This is a genomic window from Syntrophomonas sp. UBA1041 (genome assembly GCF_002316705.1).
In the GTDB taxonomy this organism is placed as follows: Bacteria; Bacillota; Syntrophomonadia; order Syntrophomonadales; family Syntrophomonadaceae; genus DTU019.
In genome coordinates, this window is the sequence record NZ_DCEA01000065.1 from 4,531 (window position 1) to 23,675 (window position 19,145).

The window sequence follows — 19,145 nt, forward strand, 5'->3', positions numbered from 1 at the left end:
TCGAAAGGCACCCAGTCCCGTTCCATCACAGCTTCACTGTCGGGAATATCATAACCGCAGGCCCGGGCTGCAACCGTAGCCAGATCGCGTACTTGAATATCCATGTTGTTAACCCGGCCAGATACCTGCAGTTGAAAGCGGCAGCACGGACAGGCGGTGATTATGGTTTGGGCCTGCACCTTTTGGGCATCGTTCAGCCTTACCTGGCCGATGCGGGCGGCAGCCTCGGGGTCAGCCACCAGAGTCATCACCGACCCGCAGCAGTGGGCTTGTGAACGGTTAAACTCCATTTCCTGGTAGTCAATGCCGGGAATAGCCTGAATAAGCCGGCGGGGTGCCTCGTATACACCGCTGGCCCGCCCCATGTGACAGGGATCGTGGTAGGTGAATCTCCCTTTTAAAGTTTCAGGTATTTCAAATCGGCCGGCAGCGATCTGTTCCGCCAGTACCTCGGAGTAATGTTTGGCGGTAAAATGGTATTGCTCTCCCCGGTCTAACATCCAGCGCTTATAGTAAGTCTCCCACACCAGGCGGCAGGCCGGGCAGGAGGTAACAATGGTTTTGACGCCTTTGCTTTTCATCAATTCTATATTATGGTCCATTATAGCTTCCCAAGCATCCCAGCGCCCGGCCATCAACATGGGTATCCCGCAGCAGGCCTCTTCTTTCCCCAAATAAGTGAACTCGATCCCGGCCTTATCCAGCAATCTGGCAGTGGCAAGCGCCACATCCTGCTCAACAAATGCAGAGGTACACCCGGGAAAGTAGGCAATTTCCGCCCGGTCTTTAATCTTGCTTCTAAGATCATCGGGCAGCCAGGCATCACGGTCCTTGGCATAGCGGGCCCAGATATTCCACTCTTTACGGGCACTGGCTTCCATAATATGAAAGGCGGGCAGAGAATGAAATCCCTTTTCCTCAACCAGCTGTCCGCGCAGTGTCATCCAGGCGGGTTCAATGGGCATTTCCAATTGGCACCTGGCGTTGCAGGTTTCACAGGTGGTGCAGGCCAAAAAGGTTGAAACGTCCGCCTGAGTCAGCCTGGTCTTGCCTTCGGCCACCATTTTCAACAGCCGCCACTTGCCGCGCGGTGATTGCGATTCCCATCCCCGCCCATAATACTGGTCGCAGCTGTCCACACAGTATCCGCAGGAAGAACATGTATAGCTCAACCAGGCCACTTCGGCAGGAAGTCCCGATTGGGGCCGGGGATGCTCGGCCGGGGGATTACCGGGAAAACGGTTGGCTACGGCAGTTATGACCCCCTCCCAGGACAGAGCCTGGCGAACCGCCCGGGCCAGTAAGGTTGTATCGATGGTCTTGCCGGGGTTCATAATCCCCGCCGGGTCGGTTCGCTTTTTCATGCTTTTTAGCGATTCCACGGTCTGAACACCCAGCAGCTGCGGAGCGAACGCGGAGAAGTACATTCCCAGTCCATAAGGCCTGCCTCCGTTTTGCAGGGCGATTTTAAGCACGGTCAGGGAAAGTCCGAAAGCAGCATTAAAGCCCAGCTTGCGCTCATCGTGGGGGATGAATCCTAACAGTACCAACTCTTTGCCCCTGACCGCAAAGCCTTCCAGCAGCAGGGGAAGAGCGATCTTATGCTGCAGCCCGTGTAAAACCGCCGCCAGCCCGGAGGCCGGCACCACCACCTCAGCAGGTATCAGTGAAGGCCCCAGGCGCTTGGCTTTCATGGGGCTAAAGCGGTTTTCCCACTCGTGTAAGGCAGTCTCATCATCTAATAATGCCCCGCCATGTTTAGCGGCCATGTCGCCCAGCAGCTCCCGGGCTGAAGAGGAGTGCCAATAGGCCGCCAGGACGATGAATTGTTCCGGAACCTCAAGGCGATCCCGGCCCGGGCCATGGTGGGGGTTAAGCGGCATGCGGTTGCGGTACCGGGCTGCTTCAGGATTACTGAAACTAAGCGACCATAAAGGCACCTGCTCTTCATATAGGGCTTCTATAAATTGAGCCGCAGCGCTGGCCTGATCAAAGGCAAAAGCCTGCACCTCCAGTTTTTCCAGGGGCATGACCCTGAACTCGATGCTGCTGATGAAGCCGCTGATGCCTGATGCGTTAACAACCAGATCCAGATCTTCACCTGAAAGAACCTTTATCTCGCCGTCAGGTTGGACCAGACGCACCTGTAAAACGCTGTCCCTGAAATAGCCGGCCTCATAGCTGCCAATTCCGGCCCCTCCGGTTGCCAGCCAACCGGCCGCAGTTGAGGCGGGATAACTGGTGGGGTAGGATTTCAAGGTCAATCCCCGCTCTCTGAGCCTCCGGTCAATATCCTCCCACACCGCACCGGGCTGCACCTTAATGCTGCAGGCCCCGGTGTCAATTGCCATGATCTTGCGCATGCGGTTGAACTCCACTACCATGCCGCCTTGAAAAGGCACGGTGCCTCCGTACCCCGAAGTGGCCTTGCCGCGGGCTATCAAGGGGATTTTATTATTCTGGGCCCATACCGCTATTTGAACCAGTTCGTCCTCATCCCGGGGCTGCACTATGGCGGCCGGTTCCGAATGGCCGGCCATACCGCTCAGAAGGCCCGGCAGGGCCGCTACATCAGAGCTATAAAGCTGCCGTTCCCTCTTCTCAAAATTAATCCTATCACCGAAAATATCCTGCAAATACCGCCTTTGTTGAGATGTCAATTCCATTACCTTACCCCCCTTGGGTATATTGTATCTTGATTCAATTATATGCCTGCCAAGATATAAAGGCAATAGTATTAAGCGGCATTGACAAATCAGGCAGAAGATTGGTCCTGACAAATATTGCGTAGTACGAATATACAGATGTTAACAAAAGCAGGCGGCTGACAGCAGGGCGTAAAGCCGGCCGCCCTCTTGGCGCTGCGCCCTGACTGATGACGCCACGGCTGGCAAAAAGGCGGCCGGCTTATCCATGAGGAATAAACTCCGGTTCTGCGGCAAGGTGTATGAGGTGTTCAGAATTGCTATTCTTGCAGGTTGTCGATCTGCTGTTTGATTTCATCGATTTGTCGGTATAGGGTATCGATTTTCTGGCAGATTTCCATCAATTCGGCCTCGGCATTGGCATTGTTGCGATAAGCGGCGTAGAGCTTATCTCCCAATTCGGTTTTGAGTTGGGTAATGTCACGCTCCAGATTAGAGATATTGAGTTTCAACTTTCCGCTTTCCAGAAGTTTGCCTGATTTTTGCGCCAGCTTATTGGCCTGTTCCTCTAATTTCTCCTTGTTGAACTTGAACATAAATCGTCCTCCTCAAGCAATTGATCATGTTGATTTCATTCTATATTGCCTGTTTAACAATGACAACCGCATTCGGTGCCAAAGCCGAATAAAGGACCGGGGTTAAAACCCCGGTCCTGAAGCCTGTCAATTGCCTAGGTCAGCTTGTGGATAAATATGCCGCTGCGCAGTTTGGGTTCAAACCAGGTTGACTTGGGGGGCATGATCTTACCGGCATCAGAAATGGCCATTAAATCGGCTATAGTGGTGGGGTACATGGCGAAAGCGATTTTCATGTCATCGGCCACCCTGCTTTCCAACTCCTCCAGGCCGCGAGCCCCGCCAACAAAATCGATGCGTTTGTCGGTACGGGGGTTGGTGATCCCCAGAATGGGCCCCAGGAGATTGTTCTGCAATATAGACACATCCAGGCGCGCCACCGGGTCAAGGACATCATAGGTGCCCGGCCGGGCTTTTAGAATATACCAGCTGTCCTCCAGAAACATGCCATAGGTTTTGGGCGCCCGGGGTTGGTAAGGACCCGGCCCGGAATAGGCAGTAACCTCAAAATCTTTTTCCAAGAGGCTTAAGAACTCTTCCCGGCTGTGATTGTTTAAATCCCGAACCAGGCGATTGTAATCCATTATGTAGAGATCGTGATCGGGGAAAATAACGGCCAGAAAATAATTGTATTCTTCCCGGCCAGTATGATGGGGATTATCAGCTCTGCGCTGCAGGCCCACCTGCACCGCTGAAGCGGAACGGTGATGGCCGTCGGCGATATACAGCCTGTCGATATGGGCGAACAGCTCCACCAGACTCAGAATCACTTCGTCATGGTCGATGCTCCACACGGTATGGCCAATACCGTCCTCGGATACAAAATCATAAAGGGCCTGGTGCCTACTTATCCAGGCCTGAATTATCGCGTTGATTTGCTCCTGGCTGCGATAGGTAATGAAAATGGGCCCGGTTTGCGCATCACAGCTGTCAACATGGCGGATGCGGTCCTGCTCCTTATCGGCCCGGGTCAGTTCATGCTTTTTGATAATATCATTGAGGTAGTCGTCTATGGAAAGACAAGCCACCAAACCAGTCTGTGCGCGCTGCCCCCGTTGCTGCCGGTAAATATATAAACGAGCGGTTTGGTCCTGAATAAAAACCCCTTCAGCCGCCATTTTGTCCAGATTGCTTCTGGCTTTGACATAAACCCGCTCATCATAGAGGTCGATACCGGCTTCCAAATCTATTTCCGCTTTATCAACATGCAAGAATGAGTAGGGGTTGTCGCGTACCATTTCTCTGGCTTCCGCACTGCTCATCACGTCATAAGGCAGTGCAGCCACCCGGTCCACTAAAGACGGGATGGGCCGCAGCGCTCGAAACGGTCTGATTACTGCCATAATAGTCCTCCTCAATAATTAATAATCAGGATCCGAGCTGAAGGATATCCTCAATATGCCCCAGTAATTCTTGAATATCCTCCAGAGTATGATCTGCCATATGGGCGATGCGGAAAGTCTTGTCTTTCATCTTGCCATAGCCGTTGGATATTTGGAATCCCCGCTCTCCCAGTTGGCGGTTGAGATCGGCCACATCGATGTTGCGGTTATTGGTGATGGCGGTTAAGGTATCGGAGAGGTAGCGCTCGTCAGCAAACAGGGCAAAATACTTCCTGGCCCATGACCTGACATACTCCGCCATCTGCCGGTGTCTTTCGCAGCGTTTTTCCAGACCCTCGGTGAGGATGCGTTCCAGCTGAAAATCCAGGGCATACATATGACTTAAAGAAGGTGTCGAAGGATACTGGTGATCCTTATTCCTGATATATTCATATAGCTGCAGCAGATCCAAATAGTAGCCGCGGAAAGGGACTTCCTTGGCGCGCTCGATGGCCTTCTGCGAAAAGGTGCAAACGGCCATTCCGGGCGGCAGACCCAGGGCCTTTTGAGTTGAAGTTATGCAGATATCAACCCCCAGATCATCAACATGAATCGGGGTGCCTCCGGTTGAACTGACGGTGTCCAGGCAATAGACTACCTCAGGATGGCTTTTTACCACCGCAGCTATATCCTGAACCGGATTCATCACCCCGGTGGAGGTTTCGTTATGGGTGATGGTGATCAGGTCATATTTGCCGGAAGACAGAACTTCATCAATCATATCGGGGGTATTGGCCCGGCCCCACTCCACTTCGAATAAATCAGCCGGAACATTGTTATTGGACGCAATATCAAACCACCTTTTACCGAACGCGCCAACGGAAAAAACCGCCGCTCTCCTGGCCGTGCAGGATCTTACCGCTCCTTCCATCAATCCGCTGCCGGAGCTGGTCGATAATAGGATTTCATGCTGAGTGGACCACAGGGTTCTCATTTTATCGCTGATGCGGCCTTGCAAAGCCGAGGCGTCTTTACTGCGGTGCCCGATCATGGGGCTTGCCATCTTCTGTAGTACTTCCGGGCGCACTTCAACCGGACCCGGGATAAACAACCTTTTATGCATTCTGCCAGCCTCCTAGACAATCATCTTCAGGGTCTTTTACTATTCTACTGATTTCCAGCTTTTTTCTCAATAATGGCTTCAATTTACCTGATTTCCTGGCAATAAATCACTCCACCCAAAATCATACTACGATTTTGCAAGCATACAGTTGTGGCCGTTATGCATCAACCCGGGCTGCATTCTATGATATACTGATGCTAAGCTTATTTTTAGCTGATACCGTCATATATATTTTCTATATTTTTTCGGTACAGTTTGTAGTCAGTGATCATGCTTTCCGCAACCGGTGTCGGAATAATAACATGGCATCTATCAATATAATAAGGAACATATACTCGTATGTGGGAATCAATAGTTCGCCTTTTAGAACAATACGGCATTTGGGGGCTGCTCTTCACTGCTTTTGCGGAATCTTCTTTTCTGCCTCTGGCACCCGATTTCTTTCTCATCCCCTTGAGTCTGGCCATGCCGCATTGGGCATTGCTCCTGGCTTTACTCACCACCGCCACGTCTATCTGCGGGTCAGCATTCGGTTATTACCTGGGTTCTTGCATCGGCAAGCCGCTGCTTAAAAAACTGGTCTCGCGGCGCAGTCTGGCTCGCATCAAGATTATTTTCAACCGTTATGGAGGCTGGGCTATACTTATCGCGGCATTGATTCCCCTGCCCTTCAAAATCTTTACCATTTCGGCGGGGTCATTTTCCATGCATTTCCCCAAATTCATCATCGCTGCTTTGGTCGGCCGGGGGCTGCGTTTTTTTGGAGAAGCCTTACTGGTTATGTATTTGGGCTCCAAAGCCTTGACCCTGATCAAGTCTGACCTTGCCGACTTCAGCCTCATCCTGGCGGCAATCGTAGTTAGTATTATCGCACTGTACAGCTATTGGCGTCGCCGCCATCCGCGTTTGAAAAAGCGCCTTACGGCTTAAAGCCAGTCACTTCTTTAATAATATGGGGCATGTTCCATTCATCTCGGCAGTTAACGGTAAACCATGCATCATCAACACTGGCAGCGGCTACCCCACTGCAGAAGACATTGTCAACCGTTTCTCCTACTGGTAGGGCGAGCACCTCTACCAGCCCGGATGCTGCCCAGCGGCGCCCATACCCGTGAGAAGCCTTTAGGCCGGTGATCCCGGCAGGATACCAGATTTATCCCGACAAAATATAATCATGCCCGGTAAACTGAAGGCGAGGTTCTACGGCAAAAACCGTGCTGTCCCGGTTCATAAGAATCGCGGCAGCCTTAATTTTCACATTTCTAGATCAAGTGGGTTTCAGATTGCGCTCAAAATGTTGTATTATAAGAAAATAAATGATATTTTCCGGGTTGATCCCGGTTGTTTTGTGAATGGGGTATAATTTATGGAATTGCTTGAATATCTATATCATATTGCTACAACATACATTGATGCCTGGGGGTATTGGGGCCTGATTATCGGCATGGCTTTAGAAAGCGCCTGCATCCCCATACCTTCGGAGATTATATTGCCATATGGGGGATACATGGTTTCCCGGGGCATATTGGGATACTGGCAGGCGGTACTGGCTGGAACCCTGGGCGGCACTATCGGCTCATGTATCGCCTACTGGGTGGGTTCAGTGGGAGGACGGCCGTTTATATTGAAATATGGCCGCTACTTCCTGGTCTCGCCGCATGACCTGCAAACCGCTGACCGCTGGTTTACCCGCTACGGGCATCAAGTGGTATTCTGGGCCCGGCTGCTGCCGGTGATAAGGACCTTTATCTCTTTGCCGGCCGGCATTTCCCGTATGGATTTTCGCCGCTTTTTGGTTTATACCATCTTGGGCTCTACCCCGTGGAGCATCATATTCGTCTACCTGGGCCTGAAATTGGGTCAGAATTGGGATCAGGTGCGCAAGGTTTTTGAAGAGTTTGACCTGATAATCCTGGCCGCGCTGATCGCATTGATCATCGCTTATATCGTCATGAAAATTCGCCAAAATCGCTCTGACTCATCCGGCTATTGATACTATTGACCACTATGTTATGATATAATAACTTCCTTAAATAATAGTCGTGTCTGTCGTCCGTACTGTTATCCCGGTGAGTCTATTCTTTTTGATGAGGTAATGAATAGTGAAGCAAAAACCATCACGGAATCTTTGGCGTGAAATCCTGCATAGTTTTGCCAGACCGCGCGAAGCCTTCAGCAGCTACAGCCATTTCGCAGGAGCCATCCTGTCGATCCTGGCCTTGATCGCGCTTTTGCTGCGCCTCCCTGAGGGCAGCAAACCCGGGGCTTACATATCGCTGGCAGTATTTGCGGTGAGCATGTTTCTGCTCTACACCACCAGCGGTTTCTATCACCTGATAGTATCCTCCCAGAAGGTGATCGAGGCCTTGCGCCGCCTGGACCACATCATGATTTATATGCTTATCGCGGGAACTTGCACTCCAGTGTGCGTCATCTTCCTCTCCGGCGGGTGGCGCTGGGGAATGCTGGCGGCTATATGGTCATTGGCCGCCGCCGGGCTGGTTTTCAAATTGCTGTGGATCTCGGCGCCCCGCTGGCTGTCCACCCTTAGCTACGTTTTGATGGGATGGGTGGTGGCAGTGGCCATTCTTCCGCTCTCCAGGTCCCTGGCCGTTTCCGGCCTGGTCTGGCTGGTGGCAGGCGGGTTGTTTTACAGCGTGGGGGCATTGATCTATGCCACCCGTTTTCCCCGCCTGAATCTAAAGGGGTTTGGTTTTCACGAAATCTTTCACCTGTTTGTGCTGGCGGGCAGCAGCAGCCACTTCTGGTTGTTTTTCAGCTCGATATAAGGTCAAACCGCCCAGGTTGAAACTGCCACTTCAAGCCGGGCCATATTATTAGGAATCGGCTCAGTAGTCGCCACCCCGATATAGTGGTCAAGGCCTCCTTTCTCCTCCATGCGCCCTTCAGAAAAGTAATACAGGGCTTTTGTCAGCCCTGTATTTTTTCATTTCATCTTGATTTGCGTGTTTTGACAGACTCAATTTTAACCGAAGAGGTACTTCTAACCAAGGCCGTCTGTCGCCATGTAATTTAAAAATCGATAAACTTGACCTTTACCCCTTCAACTGTGTCCAGCTCATCGAACAAGGCCTGGATATCTTTCTCCTTCCCAAACAACTGCAGCATAATCAAACCATCCATCGAGCACTGGTCTTCACTGACATCGTGAAATCCCACCCTGGTTTTGATATTGCACCCATACTTGGTTAAGATCTCCTGCACATTGGTCGCATGGTCGGGCCGGTCATTGATTTTGATAGCCATGATTGGACCCATGTAAAAGACCCCTTTCATTTATATTGTGATCGCTGCATCAAGCCCAACGTCTCCGGACTCAGAATGCTTTATATAGCTTGGCATTTTGGACCGCAATTAATGCAAGGCCCGGTTGGCCTTTCCAATCGATTAGATTTCAGTTCCAATTGGGCATGAAGCCATACAATTAAAGCAATAATACTGGTTCCCCACCAGAATGGATTGGTAAAGACGCCAATAATCAACACTGCCCATCATGCGCTTTTGTTCCTCTGGTGAAGCCGCCAGTATCTTTTTCCAAAATGCGATATTGGCCCCCAAACCGTAAGGTTGACAAGTCTTGAAGCATTCATTGACAACTGTCTTTCCTTCTTCATCCAATGCTCTGGCCGGACACTCATCAACGCAAATATTACAGTCAGTGCATAGCTCATCCGTCAGGGGCGGATCAGAAGGCAGATCCAGATCACTGAGAACTGCCGAGAAGTTGACGCGGGTTCCAAAGCGGGGATGGATGATCAGGTTGTGCCGGCCAAATACGCCCAGTCCTGCGGCTTTAGCGGCATGCCGCAGAGAGACCTGGCCCACCGCCCCACCGGTTTCTTTCAACATGGCGAAAGGGTTCGAACCTGGCACCGCATAAGCTCTGGCGTTATATTTGCTTTCCAGATATCTGGCCAATCGATAGTTTGCTGTCCGCGCAAATTCATACACAGCCTGTCTGCCGGCCATGGCAGTATCTTTATCCTGGCTGTCACAGGAAGACAGTTCTTTGTAAGCCAGAACAATTATTGATTTAATGGCCGGAGAAATCGTCTCGATCCGGGGAGACCTTGGACTGTTATAATCGGCCACAGCCGCAAAGCCGACATCGTCAACCCCTAAACCCAATGCAAACTCCTTAATACTCTGTTTCATAGCTTTACCCTCCCGGTCTATTCTTGACCAGATAGTAACACAGGGTTTATGATTAAACAAATTAATAATAATAACAAATATTATCAATAATTCTAATGATTTTTGAGGTATTTTATGGAGTGGCAGCAGTTGATCGGCTTTTATCATATCGTTAAATCCGGAGGGTTTACTAAAGCGGCCAAGCTAACCTTTCGTACCCAATCCGCCTTGACACAACAAATCAAAAAACTCGAAGCGGAATTGGATTGTCAAATCTTTGAAAGGATCGGCAAGCGCAAGATTTTGCTCACCCCTGCAGGGGAAAAGCTGTTTGATTTTACGCAGCAATTGTTTACCAATTACGAAATACTGCTTGAAGACATCGGGAATTTGAAAGGACTGCACAAGGGAAGACTGAGCATCGCTGCTCCGTTCACTACTTTAAGCCAGCTCTTGCCCCCCAAAATAGAGTTATTTATCCAGCGATACCCGCAGATCGAGCTGTCGCTTTTTGACCGGCCCCAGAACAATGTTTTAGAGATGATTCATGACGGCGAGGTTGATCTGGGGATAACCCTGGAATCTGCAGTCCCGTCAAATTTAGAAAAAATCCGCTGGAAAAAGGTTGAGACGGTGATGATGATACCCGTGGGGCATCCTCTCCTGGATGTGACAGAGGTGAGCCTGGATCATATTTCGCAATACCCTTTGATTTTGCCCCCGAAAGGTTCAACTCCCCGCAAAAAGCTGGAGAGGTATTTTGACGAAAGCGGTTTAACCTATCGGGTAATCATGGAATCCTCTAATATCGAACTGAGTGCTGTTTACGTCGAAATGGGTCTGGGGATTTCCTTTGCGACGATAGTTAGCGATCTACCGGCCTTTGCCCAGAGGGATTTCAGGTTTATATCAATGGGACATTATTTTGACGTTGATTATTTAAGTTTGGTTTTTAGAAAAGATAAAGCCATCAAGTCCATTCTAAAAGCTTTTATTGCAATAGCAGCTCTTGATGACCCGGATGAAACACGGGGATGACACCCCAACATACGGGATGCCTTCACGGTGTCATTCTTTAATTTAAGGTATTGACCCAGCCGGCCTTGCCGGGAGCATATAGAAACCCGTAGGGAGTCACAAAATCTCTCTTGCAAGACCCCAGGGATCTTGGACACTTAAATCTTCTTTCCCCAGCCTGGCAGCATAGCATTGGTCTTTCAGTCCGGCACTCTGCTTTTATTGATAATTCATCAACATCACCCCGGAGACGGCCAGAGCGATCCCGACGATTTTATACAGATTCAAGTCTTCCTGGAAAACCAAAAGCCCCAAAAGCACCGACAGTATACTCACAATCGCTGATGAGAACGGCACAATAAAACTCAGCTCACTATTCGCCACAATCCCTGTCCAGATCAGAAAACTGGTGGCATACATCACCAGGGCCAAAGCCATCTTGCCGCTAATATCGAGATGAAATACGCCATTCTGCAGAATAAAACCGATGGGCTGCCCGCTTAGCTTCATCAGGAACAGGCCGCCTACCGTAAAAAATATGTACGCTATAAAATTTACCATGCTTTTCTCTCTTCTCTCCATCGGATTTGCTCCTAAAGTACCTCGATGCGCCGCTTCCGTTCGGGTAATGGAAGCAGCGCCGAAAGAACCAAAAACGGACAGATCAGCGCAATAAACCACAGATACCGATAATCCTGGGCCGGCATGGTCAGAAAGACCACCGCCGCATTACCGACCACTGGAATATAGAGCACTACCCGCCGATCTCTCTCGATAATCAACGCCAGCAGCAAAATACAGATAATTGCCAGCCAAAACCCGGCTCGCCATAAAAATGTATTGGCCAGATACTGATGGGTCGTCTTCTCAGCATAGGTATTGACGCTGTCGGTCAGCATATTTTCATGCCGCTGAACACCAAACACCGACTGCATTTCCGGCTCTATCGCCGTAGTATAATTATTATTGTAACTGAACGGATCCTGTGTCACCGACCACATGGTCACAGCCAAATTGAACTTATCCCCTAAGACGATATCAGGAAATTGTCTCATAGTGGAGACATAGCTGGCGAGCGCTGCCCCGGTGCCGACTGCGGACAAATTATTTAAAAACCGGGGGATATTGCTGGAATAAGTATCTGCAAAATAGGGATTATAAAACTCCTTGAGCTGCTCCGGCGTCGCCACTGACTCCACCAGCTGACGGGCTCCCTCATTCATGCTGGCTTCACGTCCGGAAAAATACACCGCCCCCAGCCCCTGATAAATGGGCCGCAGTTTCATACCCGGCGGATTGGGATTGGCATCGAGCTGCGCAGGCGTCACCACATTGACGATAAAAACCGTCACCAGAATCAGGGCAGTTGATACCCCAAAGTTTATACTCTTTTTGTGATCCCGATAGCGGCCAATATAGACCAGACCGAATATAAGCATCAGCACAAAGGTCAGAATCCCGTTATGCCGGAACAAACATATGGCCAAGGTACACACCACAAACTCCAGCCCGTGACGTTTTTTAGAAAAATAGTCTGTGGATAGACACATCAGCAAAAGAATATTTGTCCCCCACAGCAAGGCCGCCGTATAAGGGATATCCTTCCATTGGGTCACCACATTGATGCCGGTACCGGGCAGCAGGGTTATCACCATAGCCAGGGCGTACACCAGCGGCAAGCGCACCCGATACTGAATCAGCGTCCCATAAAACCGGCTGGTCACAAAAGCAAAGAACAAAATCTGAAAAATCGTCACTACGGCCATGTCAGGCCAAATCTTCAACAGCAGACCGATAAACAGGGTATGACCGAGGGGATGCCAGGTATTGTAAGGCACCACCCCGGCAATCTGGCTGACCTGATTAAAGGTGTCATAGGACATATTCCCCGGATTAAGCGCCGCCATATACAGGCTGAAAACCAAGACCTGAAAAACAAACAAAATCAACACATGGCCTAAAGGATTCCTCACCTCCGGATGAGCAAGAGGCCGAATCGCATCCATCTTCAGTTTCTTTAGCGCACTCAGGCTGAGCAAGACATAAATCCCGACAAAAACGGTCATCACACCAAAAATAGGCAGATGGGCGCCTGTCAGCCATAAGCCGTCCGCCGTATACAAAAGCGGCTTGGCAAAAAAGAGAAAGGTCACAATGATTGAGAACAGTGCCCACAGCATGACCCTGCCAATCAAAAGCCTCCGACCAGACCCGGAGAGCATAGCCAGCAGCAGAGAAATCAGGGCAACGGCCAGAAAACACACCGCATATCCCCAGCCCCGTTCCACTCCCATAGCACGCATATTAAAATAATAAGACAGGTCCGCCAAAAAAAGCGAAAACGTCAGCCAAAAGATATAGACTATCCAATTGGCTCTTAAATACCGCATATATGCTCTTCATCATCTTTCCGGTCTTCCTGCTGATCAGCCAAGGCCTTCTTCAGCAAGGCCACTTCTTGTACCAGCCGGATCACTCGTTGGGTATTCCGCGAACTAATCAGAGAGATCAGGAAAATAAACATCAGCATCATAAGAATGACAATAAAAAAAATCGCGTTAACCGGCGTTGCCACCCCGAGCAGCTGTGCAACCCAGTTGATGAAACCGGGGAAAACCGCCAGGAGCATGACGCCCATCAAAGAAATCAGCCACGGCAGCGCATATTTTAAAGTTATCTTATCTTTTCTGATCATATCCACAAAATAAAGCAAAATCGCGGCACAAATGAGCAGAATCAGTATGCGTAATCTTATACTCATGATGTAAACTCCTATTTCCCAATATCCCTAGGCCTACATTTTGAAACGGTCGATCAGTATGGAGAGACTGACCTTGACCATATAATAGACTGAGCCGGGTATATTGATAGACGACTGCCCTTCATGACGCTGGCGCATTTCCACAGGGAACTCATCCACCCGGTAACCCTTGCGCAGGCAGGCCGAAAGCGTCTCCGGTTCCGGATAATCATTGGGGTAATACTGGCAAAAATCATCGATAACCTTACGATTGACCATCCGCAGACCCGAAGTCACATCCCTGATCTCCTTTTTGTTCAGGACCTTGATCAGCCAGGACAGGAACTTAATGCCGCCTCTGCGCAGGGCTGAAGACTGAAAACCCTGACCGTGGAGAAAGCGAGAACCAATGATCATATCACTGTTTTGTTTCATCATCGCCTCAAACATCGGATTCAGATAAGAGGCATCATGCTGGCCGTCGCCGTCAAACTGCACCGCGATGTCATAATCATGCTTCTGTGCGTAAAGGTAGCCGGCCTGTACACAACCCCCAATGCCCAAATTGACCGGCAAATCAATGTGATTGTAGCCCTGACGGCGGCATAGAGAGCGGATCCCGTCTCTGGAACAATCATTGACAATCACATAATCAAATTCAGGGGCATGCCGGCAAATATCGGCCACTACGAAATCTATATTTTTTTCTTCATTATAAGCTGGAATAATAATCAATTTTTTCATAATCTCTCAGCGATACCGCTTATTAGCGGTATCTCCCCACTTCATCGGACTGTGATTTAAATATGAATCTAAAAATAATTATTTTAACAGCCGCCTAAATCCAATTTTTGTTTAATAGCCATCACCTAATTATCTTTGACGAAAACGATTTTGCCATTTTCAATTCGCATTAACAGCACATTTTCAGCAGTTTTATAAAGCACTTCACCTGCACCGTTTATAACCATCATTTTATAGGGCGACTGACTGTCTTTATCGAAAATTGCCGCCAGATAGCCGTTTTGAATCTCAAGCTTATTGAGTTGGCCTCCAGGATTGATTGAATATTCGCTGCCGATTCTGAAAAGCTGACTGTCCTCCGCCAGTGAATAATATACTTTTCCCTGCAAGACCTCATAAAGACCCACCGCTTTGTCAATCAGCAACTCCGCTTTTCCGCCGCTTAAAGGAACTTGGTAAAGAAATTGATTCTGGCCGGTAAAGTATATCATCTCATCAATGATTTTAAAGCTCGCTGCCTCCTCCGGACACAATCTCACAGTTTCATTTGTATTGATATTGACTCTGTAAATACCGGTGGTGGCAGCGGAATGATCGTTGTCATAATAGCCCTCATAACCCAGCACATATATTTCATCGCCGATTAAATACAAGTCATCATTGGTTTTCGCCGACCGGGTTGTGCCATTGTCTGAAATAAACAGGCCAAAGGAATAATCCGGGTCGCCTACCTTTATATACTCGGTTTCATTGTTCTTTTTTATCTGCAGGTTGTTGGTAGAAGGCGGAAACCTGTGGTCAACCCGGAGGGTATATTCATCGTATATCTTCAGGGATGAGTAGCCGCTGTCAATTTCCTGAGCCGTCCCGTCCTCCTTCAACCAGATAAGGTGGTCGGCGCCCATAGTAACACCGCCGGTATGATATTTTAGAACGGCTCGGCCGTTGTCGGTTTGCAGCGATGACAAAGCAAAACCATGACCCAATCCACTTGGCGGCAGCTGATATACAAACCGGCCGGCAGAAGGATTGGATACTGGAGCCTGATAGATCTTGCCGCCCACCCCCTCATAATAAAAATAGTCCCCGGCCATCGTAAATGAGCCTTTGCCTCCCAGCTCGCGGCTTACAATGGGAAGTGTCAACTGGGCGGCAGCAGAGCCGCCGGCAGATGAATTTATAACTAAGCCGTTGTGGTGGTCAAAGGAATAATTCCAGCCAAATTCGTCAACGGCAAATCTCCAGGTGAGAGGAAAATAGATGACATTTCTAAATAGCAGCAAGGGATATTTTTCAGAACTATTATCAATTTCCTTCCCATTTACTGTTACCCTGAATGAAGCCACCCGGGCATTATAACTGCTGCTGTTTTTGGCGGAAGCCGAATATTTGTGATAGTCCCAATTCACATCGGTTTTAACTACTACCAGTCCGGTATGGCTGTTCCACAAGCTCTCCAGGCCCAGGAATCTGCAGTCATAATAAGTCATGGGAAAATAGGTTATGTCCTTATAGACAAGCAACGGGTATTGGCTATAACTGTTGTCGATAACAACGCCGTTCAAGCTTACTTTAAATTCCGGCAGAAAAACCCGGACGCCGGTTGAGGCCTCGGTTCTGCCTGCCGGCATTACCAGACAAATTATTAATATGATGGCTAGAAATAAAGCGCCAACGGTTTTCCTCACGGGGATTTCCTCCTTATTCCCGCCCCTTGATTGTTTATATTTCCGTAGATTTTTCTTGAATATCGTGATTTACTTGGGTATTCTTTTCCAAACGATTCAGGTCAACAACCACAACTTCCGCTCCACTGCCGCCACCGGTCAAGGCTTCGGCCTTTTGGTCCGCCTCGTTTTCCCGGCGGTTTTCCTCAGCTGTTATCCTGGGCTTATTTTCGCTTATAGAATAGGGTTCTGCTTCTCTGTTTCCGGCGGCTTTTTCCGGGGGAGGGCTGTCTCCCGCCGCAATATACTCTTCATTTCCGTTTTGGTTGTCTATGGGGCTTGCCACCGCTTCATTCCGCGGCGGCGGATCCGTCAAAGACTCTGCGCCGCTAATGTCAACGGTTACTCCTGAAACAACGACCCATACCGCTAAAATTGTTATAGCCACAATTCCCGGTCTTTTCCCGGTTGAATCAAATATGTTTTTTATTCGCGTCTCCAGAGTATCTTTGCTGCTCCTGATGCTGGTGGACAAAACCGGTCCTTCAGCCTTGTTGTTTCGAATCGCCAGGTTGAGGAGAATATTGCAGTAGCGTTTTTTGGCATCAAGGTCCAGGCCTCTCAAAACATGGTTGTCACAGGATAGTTCCATGTCCTGGCTGGCTTCTCTTACCATTAAATGGACCACCGGGTTAAACCAGTGCACGGCAGCGGTGATCATCAATACAAGCTTGTACCAAAGATCATGCCTTTGGAGGTGGAGCAGCTCGTGAGCGAGTATCATTCTTAATTCAGCGTTGCTGAACGACTCTGCCGGCAGTATCAGGGTGGGGTTTAGCAACCCGACTATCATGGGGCTCGACACTTTTTTGCAAATTCTTACGGGTATCTCCCTTTGAATGTTGCGCTCGGTTTTCAATTCCGTCAGCAAATCTTCAATTCCCTCATCCGGTGGTTTGCGGCTGCACCGTAAAACATTACGGCGGAATGCAGCATAAGTATAAATTTGGTAAAAAATATAGGCTAAAAACCCCATTAAGTAAATTACAAATAGAATTTGTGCCGGACTCGGATCAGTTGCCAATAAACTGGCTGTATTTGTTAACGGTTTATCGAGTATGTAAGACGGTGTTAATCCATCAGTCACTCGCACAGGCAATTGAAATGATACAGGTACCGTGGGAGAAACTGGCAACAGCAGTCTTATAGAAATTATCATCCACATGATGTACCGCCACTGCGCGGAATATCTATTATTCAGCACGGGACCCAGCCACAATAATAATATTATGATTGGTGTAACGCTGAGGCTCACAGCCAGCAGATCATAAAACCAACTCATCATTTTGAAACCTCGTCCACATATTTTCTTAACTCTTCTAAATCTTCCTTACTGATGGCATCTCCATCGTATAAAGCCGCCACCAGGCTCGTGAGGGAATTTTTATGCATTCTCTCCAGAAAGGACTTGCTTTCTTTCTTCAAGTATTCGTTTTCATCTATTACCGGTTTGTAATAATTAAATCTTCTCTGTTTTGATATTTCCAAAAATCCCCGGTCCACTAATCGGGCCAAAAAATTTAAAATGGTGGTATTGGCCCAGTTTTTCTCGCCAGCCAGCTTCTCCATGATATAGGCGGACGTCACCGGCTGATCCGCCTCCCAAATGATCATCATTATCTCCAATTCGCTGTCCGGCAATCTTTTTATAGTTTCCATCTTATACCCCTTAAAACTTAATTACGTTGGGCATTATTATTAATTACATTGGTTTTATTCTACATTTGTAGAATAAAGGAGTCAAATGCTAATCGTGTTTTTATCCTATTATTGGAAAAGGATTCGGAAACAAGGTTTGCACACATACCGATGCAGTAATGACAGTAATGACATAAACCGCCAATCAAGGAGATATTCCTTAACTGGCGATCCTTTAGGACATATATATTTCTCCTCCCAATGATATATAATTTACTGTTATACTTAAACATCCCAAAAGGAATTATAGTTATGATTCTAGAAAGGTGTGTTGAACATTATGTGGAGGGTGAGCATATGGATTTCAATCAAAGAGAAGAAGCAATGATCAAAGAAGCAAAAGAACGGGCAGAAAGTTTATATAAAGACGGCGATTATCTCTGCTCTGAGGCAGTTTTTACCGTGGTGAATGATTATCTGGGCCGGCCTATTCCGGCAGAAGCAGTAAGACTTGCATCCGGTTTTCCAGTGGGTATGGGCACTGCCGGTTGTGCCTGTGGAGCTCTTTCAGGAGGAGTAATGGCCTTGGGCCTCAAATTCGGGCGCACCGAACCAAAAGCTGAAATGCCCGATATGTTTAGGGTAGCCAAAGAACTGCACGACGAGTTCAAGAAGAAATTTCGTAGCGCCTGCTGCCGTGTACTTATAAAGAAATTCGAATTCGGCAGTCCCGACCACATGACTCAATGTATTCATATTACCGGGCAAGTTGCCGAGATGGTCATGAAAAAAATAATCATAGCGGAAAGACAATAAATACGATTTAATTTTAAAGCGCCCGCTACTGGTTCGACGGGCAACTTGATATCAGATATGAAGCTACGGCAGCCTTAGAGTTTTTATTCTTTCTGCAAGCTGCATGATTTTTTCCTCAATTATACGGATGACGGATATAAACTCCTCATCGCTTTTGCCGGTCGGGTCATCCAGTCCCCAATCCTCCCTGTGCCTGCAGGGAAGATAGGGGCAGGTGACATTACAGCCCATCGTAATAACCACATCAACCGGAGGGATTTCCGCAAGCAGCTTTGAATGCTGGGTTTTCTCCATGTCAATGCCGTAAAGCTGTTTCATCAACCGGACAGCATCCTGATTAATCTGCGGTTTGATTTCCGTTCCCGCCGAATAACTTTCAAAAGCATCGCTGGCCAGGTGCTTGCCCAACGCTTCCGCAATCTGGGAACGGCAGGAATTATGCATGCAAATAAACGCGACTTTGGCCATCATACACATCCTTTCATAGACCCAGCAGCTTTTCATCCTTAATGTCATCAGCACGCCAGGTGATAACCGCAAATCCGCCCTTGGTATGCGCGTCCACCCGGTTGATCCATGGAAT

At 48.7% G+C, this 19,145-nt stretch carries 19 protein-coding genes and 1 pseudogene; 5 read left to right on the plus strand and 15 right to left on the minus strand.

All coding sequences use genetic code 11. The features are described 5' to 3' along the window. From B2633_RS09465 to B2633_RS09480, 4 genes are all read right to left on the minus strand, one after another. A partial coding sequence (locus B2633_RS09465) for an FAD-binding and (Fe-S)-binding domain-containing protein (RefSeq protein ID WP_483170366.1) occupies positions 1–2,666 on the minus strand: 2,666 nt, incomplete at its 3' end. 299 nt (positions 2,667–2,965) lie between these two features. Further along, positions 2,966–3,241 carry a hypothetical protein gene (locus B2633_RS09470; RefSeq protein ID WP_483170368.1) on the minus strand — a complete coding sequence of 92 codons (276 nt, stop codon included), beginning with the start codon at positions 3,239–3,241 and terminating at the stop codon, positions 2,966–2,968. Between the two features lie 134 nt (positions 3,242–3,375). Beyond that, positions 3,376–4,623, minus strand: coding sequence for a DUF1015 domain-containing protein (locus B2633_RS09475; protein ID WP_483170369.1), 1,248 nt, complete (start codon positions 4,621–4,623; stop codon positions 3,376–3,378). A 25-nt stretch (positions 4,624–4,648) separates the two neighbouring features. Continuing rightward, positions 4,649–5,725, minus strand: a complete 1,077-nt coding sequence (locus tag B2633_RS09480; RefSeq protein WP_483170371.1) for a pyridoxal-phosphate-dependent aminotransferase family protein — start codon at positions 5,723–5,725, stop codon at positions 4,649–4,651. 339 nt (positions 5,726–6,064) lie between these two features. On the opposite strand from B2633_RS09480, the gene B2633_RS09485 reads away from it, so the two are divergent. The 3 genes from B2633_RS09485 to trhA all read left to right on the plus strand — a co-directional run bounded on the left by B2633_RS09485 (position 6,065) and on the right by trhA (position 8,514). Then, a complete protein-coding gene (locus B2633_RS09485; RefSeq protein ID WP_483170372.1) occupies positions 6,065–6,655 on the plus strand; it encodes a YqaA family protein in 591 nt (196 codons plus the stop codon). A 436-nt stretch (positions 6,656–7,091) separates the two neighbouring features. Next, positions 7,092–7,718: a DedA family protein gene (locus B2633_RS09490; RefSeq protein ID WP_483170373.1), complete on the plus strand. Its 627-nt coding sequence runs from the start codon at positions 7,092–7,094 to the stop codon at positions 7,716–7,718. Between the two features lie 109 nt (positions 7,719–7,827). After that, on the plus strand, positions 7,828–8,514 hold the full coding sequence (gene trhA, locus B2633_RS09495; protein ID WP_483170374.1) for a PAQR family membrane homeostasis protein TrhA: 687 nt from the start codon (positions 7,828–7,830) through the stop codon (positions 8,512–8,514). Positions 8,515–8,519: 5 nt separating this feature from the next. Here the strand turns inward: trhA and B2633_RS09500 are convergent. The 3 genes and pseudogenes from B2633_RS09500 to B2633_RS09510 all read right to left on the minus strand — a co-directional run. Next, a pseudogene (locus B2633_RS09500) lies at positions 8,520–8,663 on the minus strand (AraC family transcriptional regulator); the annotation flags it as partial. A 95-nt stretch (positions 8,664–8,758) separates the two neighbouring features. Beyond that, entirely contained in the window at positions 8,759–9,004 is a 246-nt protein-coding gene (locus tag B2633_RS09505; RefSeq protein WP_483170375.1) for a CPF_0552 family protein, read from the minus strand. Positions 9,005–9,133: 129 nt separating this feature from the next. Next, a complete protein-coding gene (locus tag B2633_RS09510; RefSeq protein WP_483170377.1) occupies positions 9,134–9,901 on the minus strand; it encodes a 4Fe-4S binding protein in 768 nt (255 codons plus the stop codon). 114 nt (positions 9,902–10,015) lie between these two features. Between B2633_RS09510 and B2633_RS09515 the strand changes: the two genes are divergently transcribed. Continuing rightward, positions 10,016–10,918, plus strand: coding sequence for a LysR family transcriptional regulator (locus B2633_RS09515; protein ID WP_483170378.1), 903 nt, complete (start codon positions 10,016–10,018; stop codon positions 10,916–10,918). Between the two features lie 198 nt (positions 10,919–11,116). Here B2633_RS09515 and B2633_RS09520 read toward each other — a convergent pair whose 3' ends face one another. From B2633_RS09520 to B2633_RS09550, 7 genes are all read right to left on the minus strand, one after another. After that, positions 11,117–11,479 (minus strand): hypothetical protein, encoded by a 363-nt coding sequence (locus B2633_RS09520; RefSeq protein ID WP_481042817.1) that lies wholly within the window; start codon positions 11,477–11,479, stop codon positions 11,117–11,119. 11 nt (positions 11,480–11,490) lie between these two features. Next, complete coding sequence (locus B2633_RS09525) at positions 11,491–13,227, minus strand: hypothetical protein (protein WP_483170380.1); 1,737 nt, start codon at positions 13,225–13,227, stop codon at positions 11,491–11,493. Positions 13,228–13,274: 47 nt separating this feature from the next. Then, positions 13,275–13,658, minus strand: coding sequence for a DUF2304 domain-containing protein (locus tag B2633_RS09530; protein ID WP_481042813.1), 384 nt, complete (start codon positions 13,656–13,658; stop codon positions 13,275–13,277). A gap of 33 nt (positions 13,659–13,691) precedes the next feature. Then, on the minus strand, positions 13,692–14,381 hold the full coding sequence (locus B2633_RS09535) for a glycosyltransferase family 2 protein (RefSeq protein ID WP_483170381.1): 690 nt from the start codon (positions 14,379–14,381) through the stop codon (positions 13,692–13,694). 125 nt (positions 14,382–14,506) lie between these two features. Continuing rightward, on the minus strand, positions 14,507–16,069 hold the full coding sequence (locus tag B2633_RS09540) for a DUF5050 domain-containing protein (RefSeq protein ID WP_483170382.1): 1,563 nt from the start codon (positions 16,067–16,069) through the stop codon (positions 14,507–14,509). 34 nt (positions 16,070–16,103) lie between these two features. After that, positions 16,104–17,393 (minus strand): M56 family metallopeptidase, encoded by a 1,290-nt coding sequence (locus B2633_RS09545; protein WP_483170384.1) that lies wholly within the window; start codon positions 17,391–17,393, stop codon positions 16,104–16,106. Next, positions 17,390–17,767 carry a BlaI/MecI/CopY family transcriptional regulator gene (locus B2633_RS09550; RefSeq protein ID WP_483170385.1) on the minus strand — a complete coding sequence of 126 codons (378 nt, stop codon included), beginning with the start codon at positions 17,765–17,767 and terminating at the stop codon, positions 17,390–17,392. The genes B2633_RS09545 and B2633_RS09550 overlap by 4 nt, the downstream gene beginning before the upstream one ends. Positions 17,768–18,103: 336 nt before the next feature. Between B2633_RS09550 and B2633_RS09555 the strand changes: the two genes are divergently transcribed. After that, positions 18,104–18,562, plus strand: coding sequence for a C-GCAxxG-C-C family protein (locus B2633_RS09555; RefSeq protein WP_483170387.1), 459 nt, complete (start codon positions 18,104–18,106; stop codon positions 18,560–18,562). Between the two features lie 63 nt (positions 18,563–18,625). On the opposite strand, the gene B2633_RS09560 is transcribed toward B2633_RS09555, so the two are convergent. Then, positions 18,626–19,030 carry an arsenate reductase ArsC gene (locus B2633_RS09560; protein WP_483170388.1) on the minus strand — a complete coding sequence of 135 codons (405 nt, stop codon included), beginning with the start codon at positions 19,028–19,030 and terminating at the stop codon, positions 18,626–18,628. Positions 19,031–19,145: the final 115 nt, after the last annotated feature.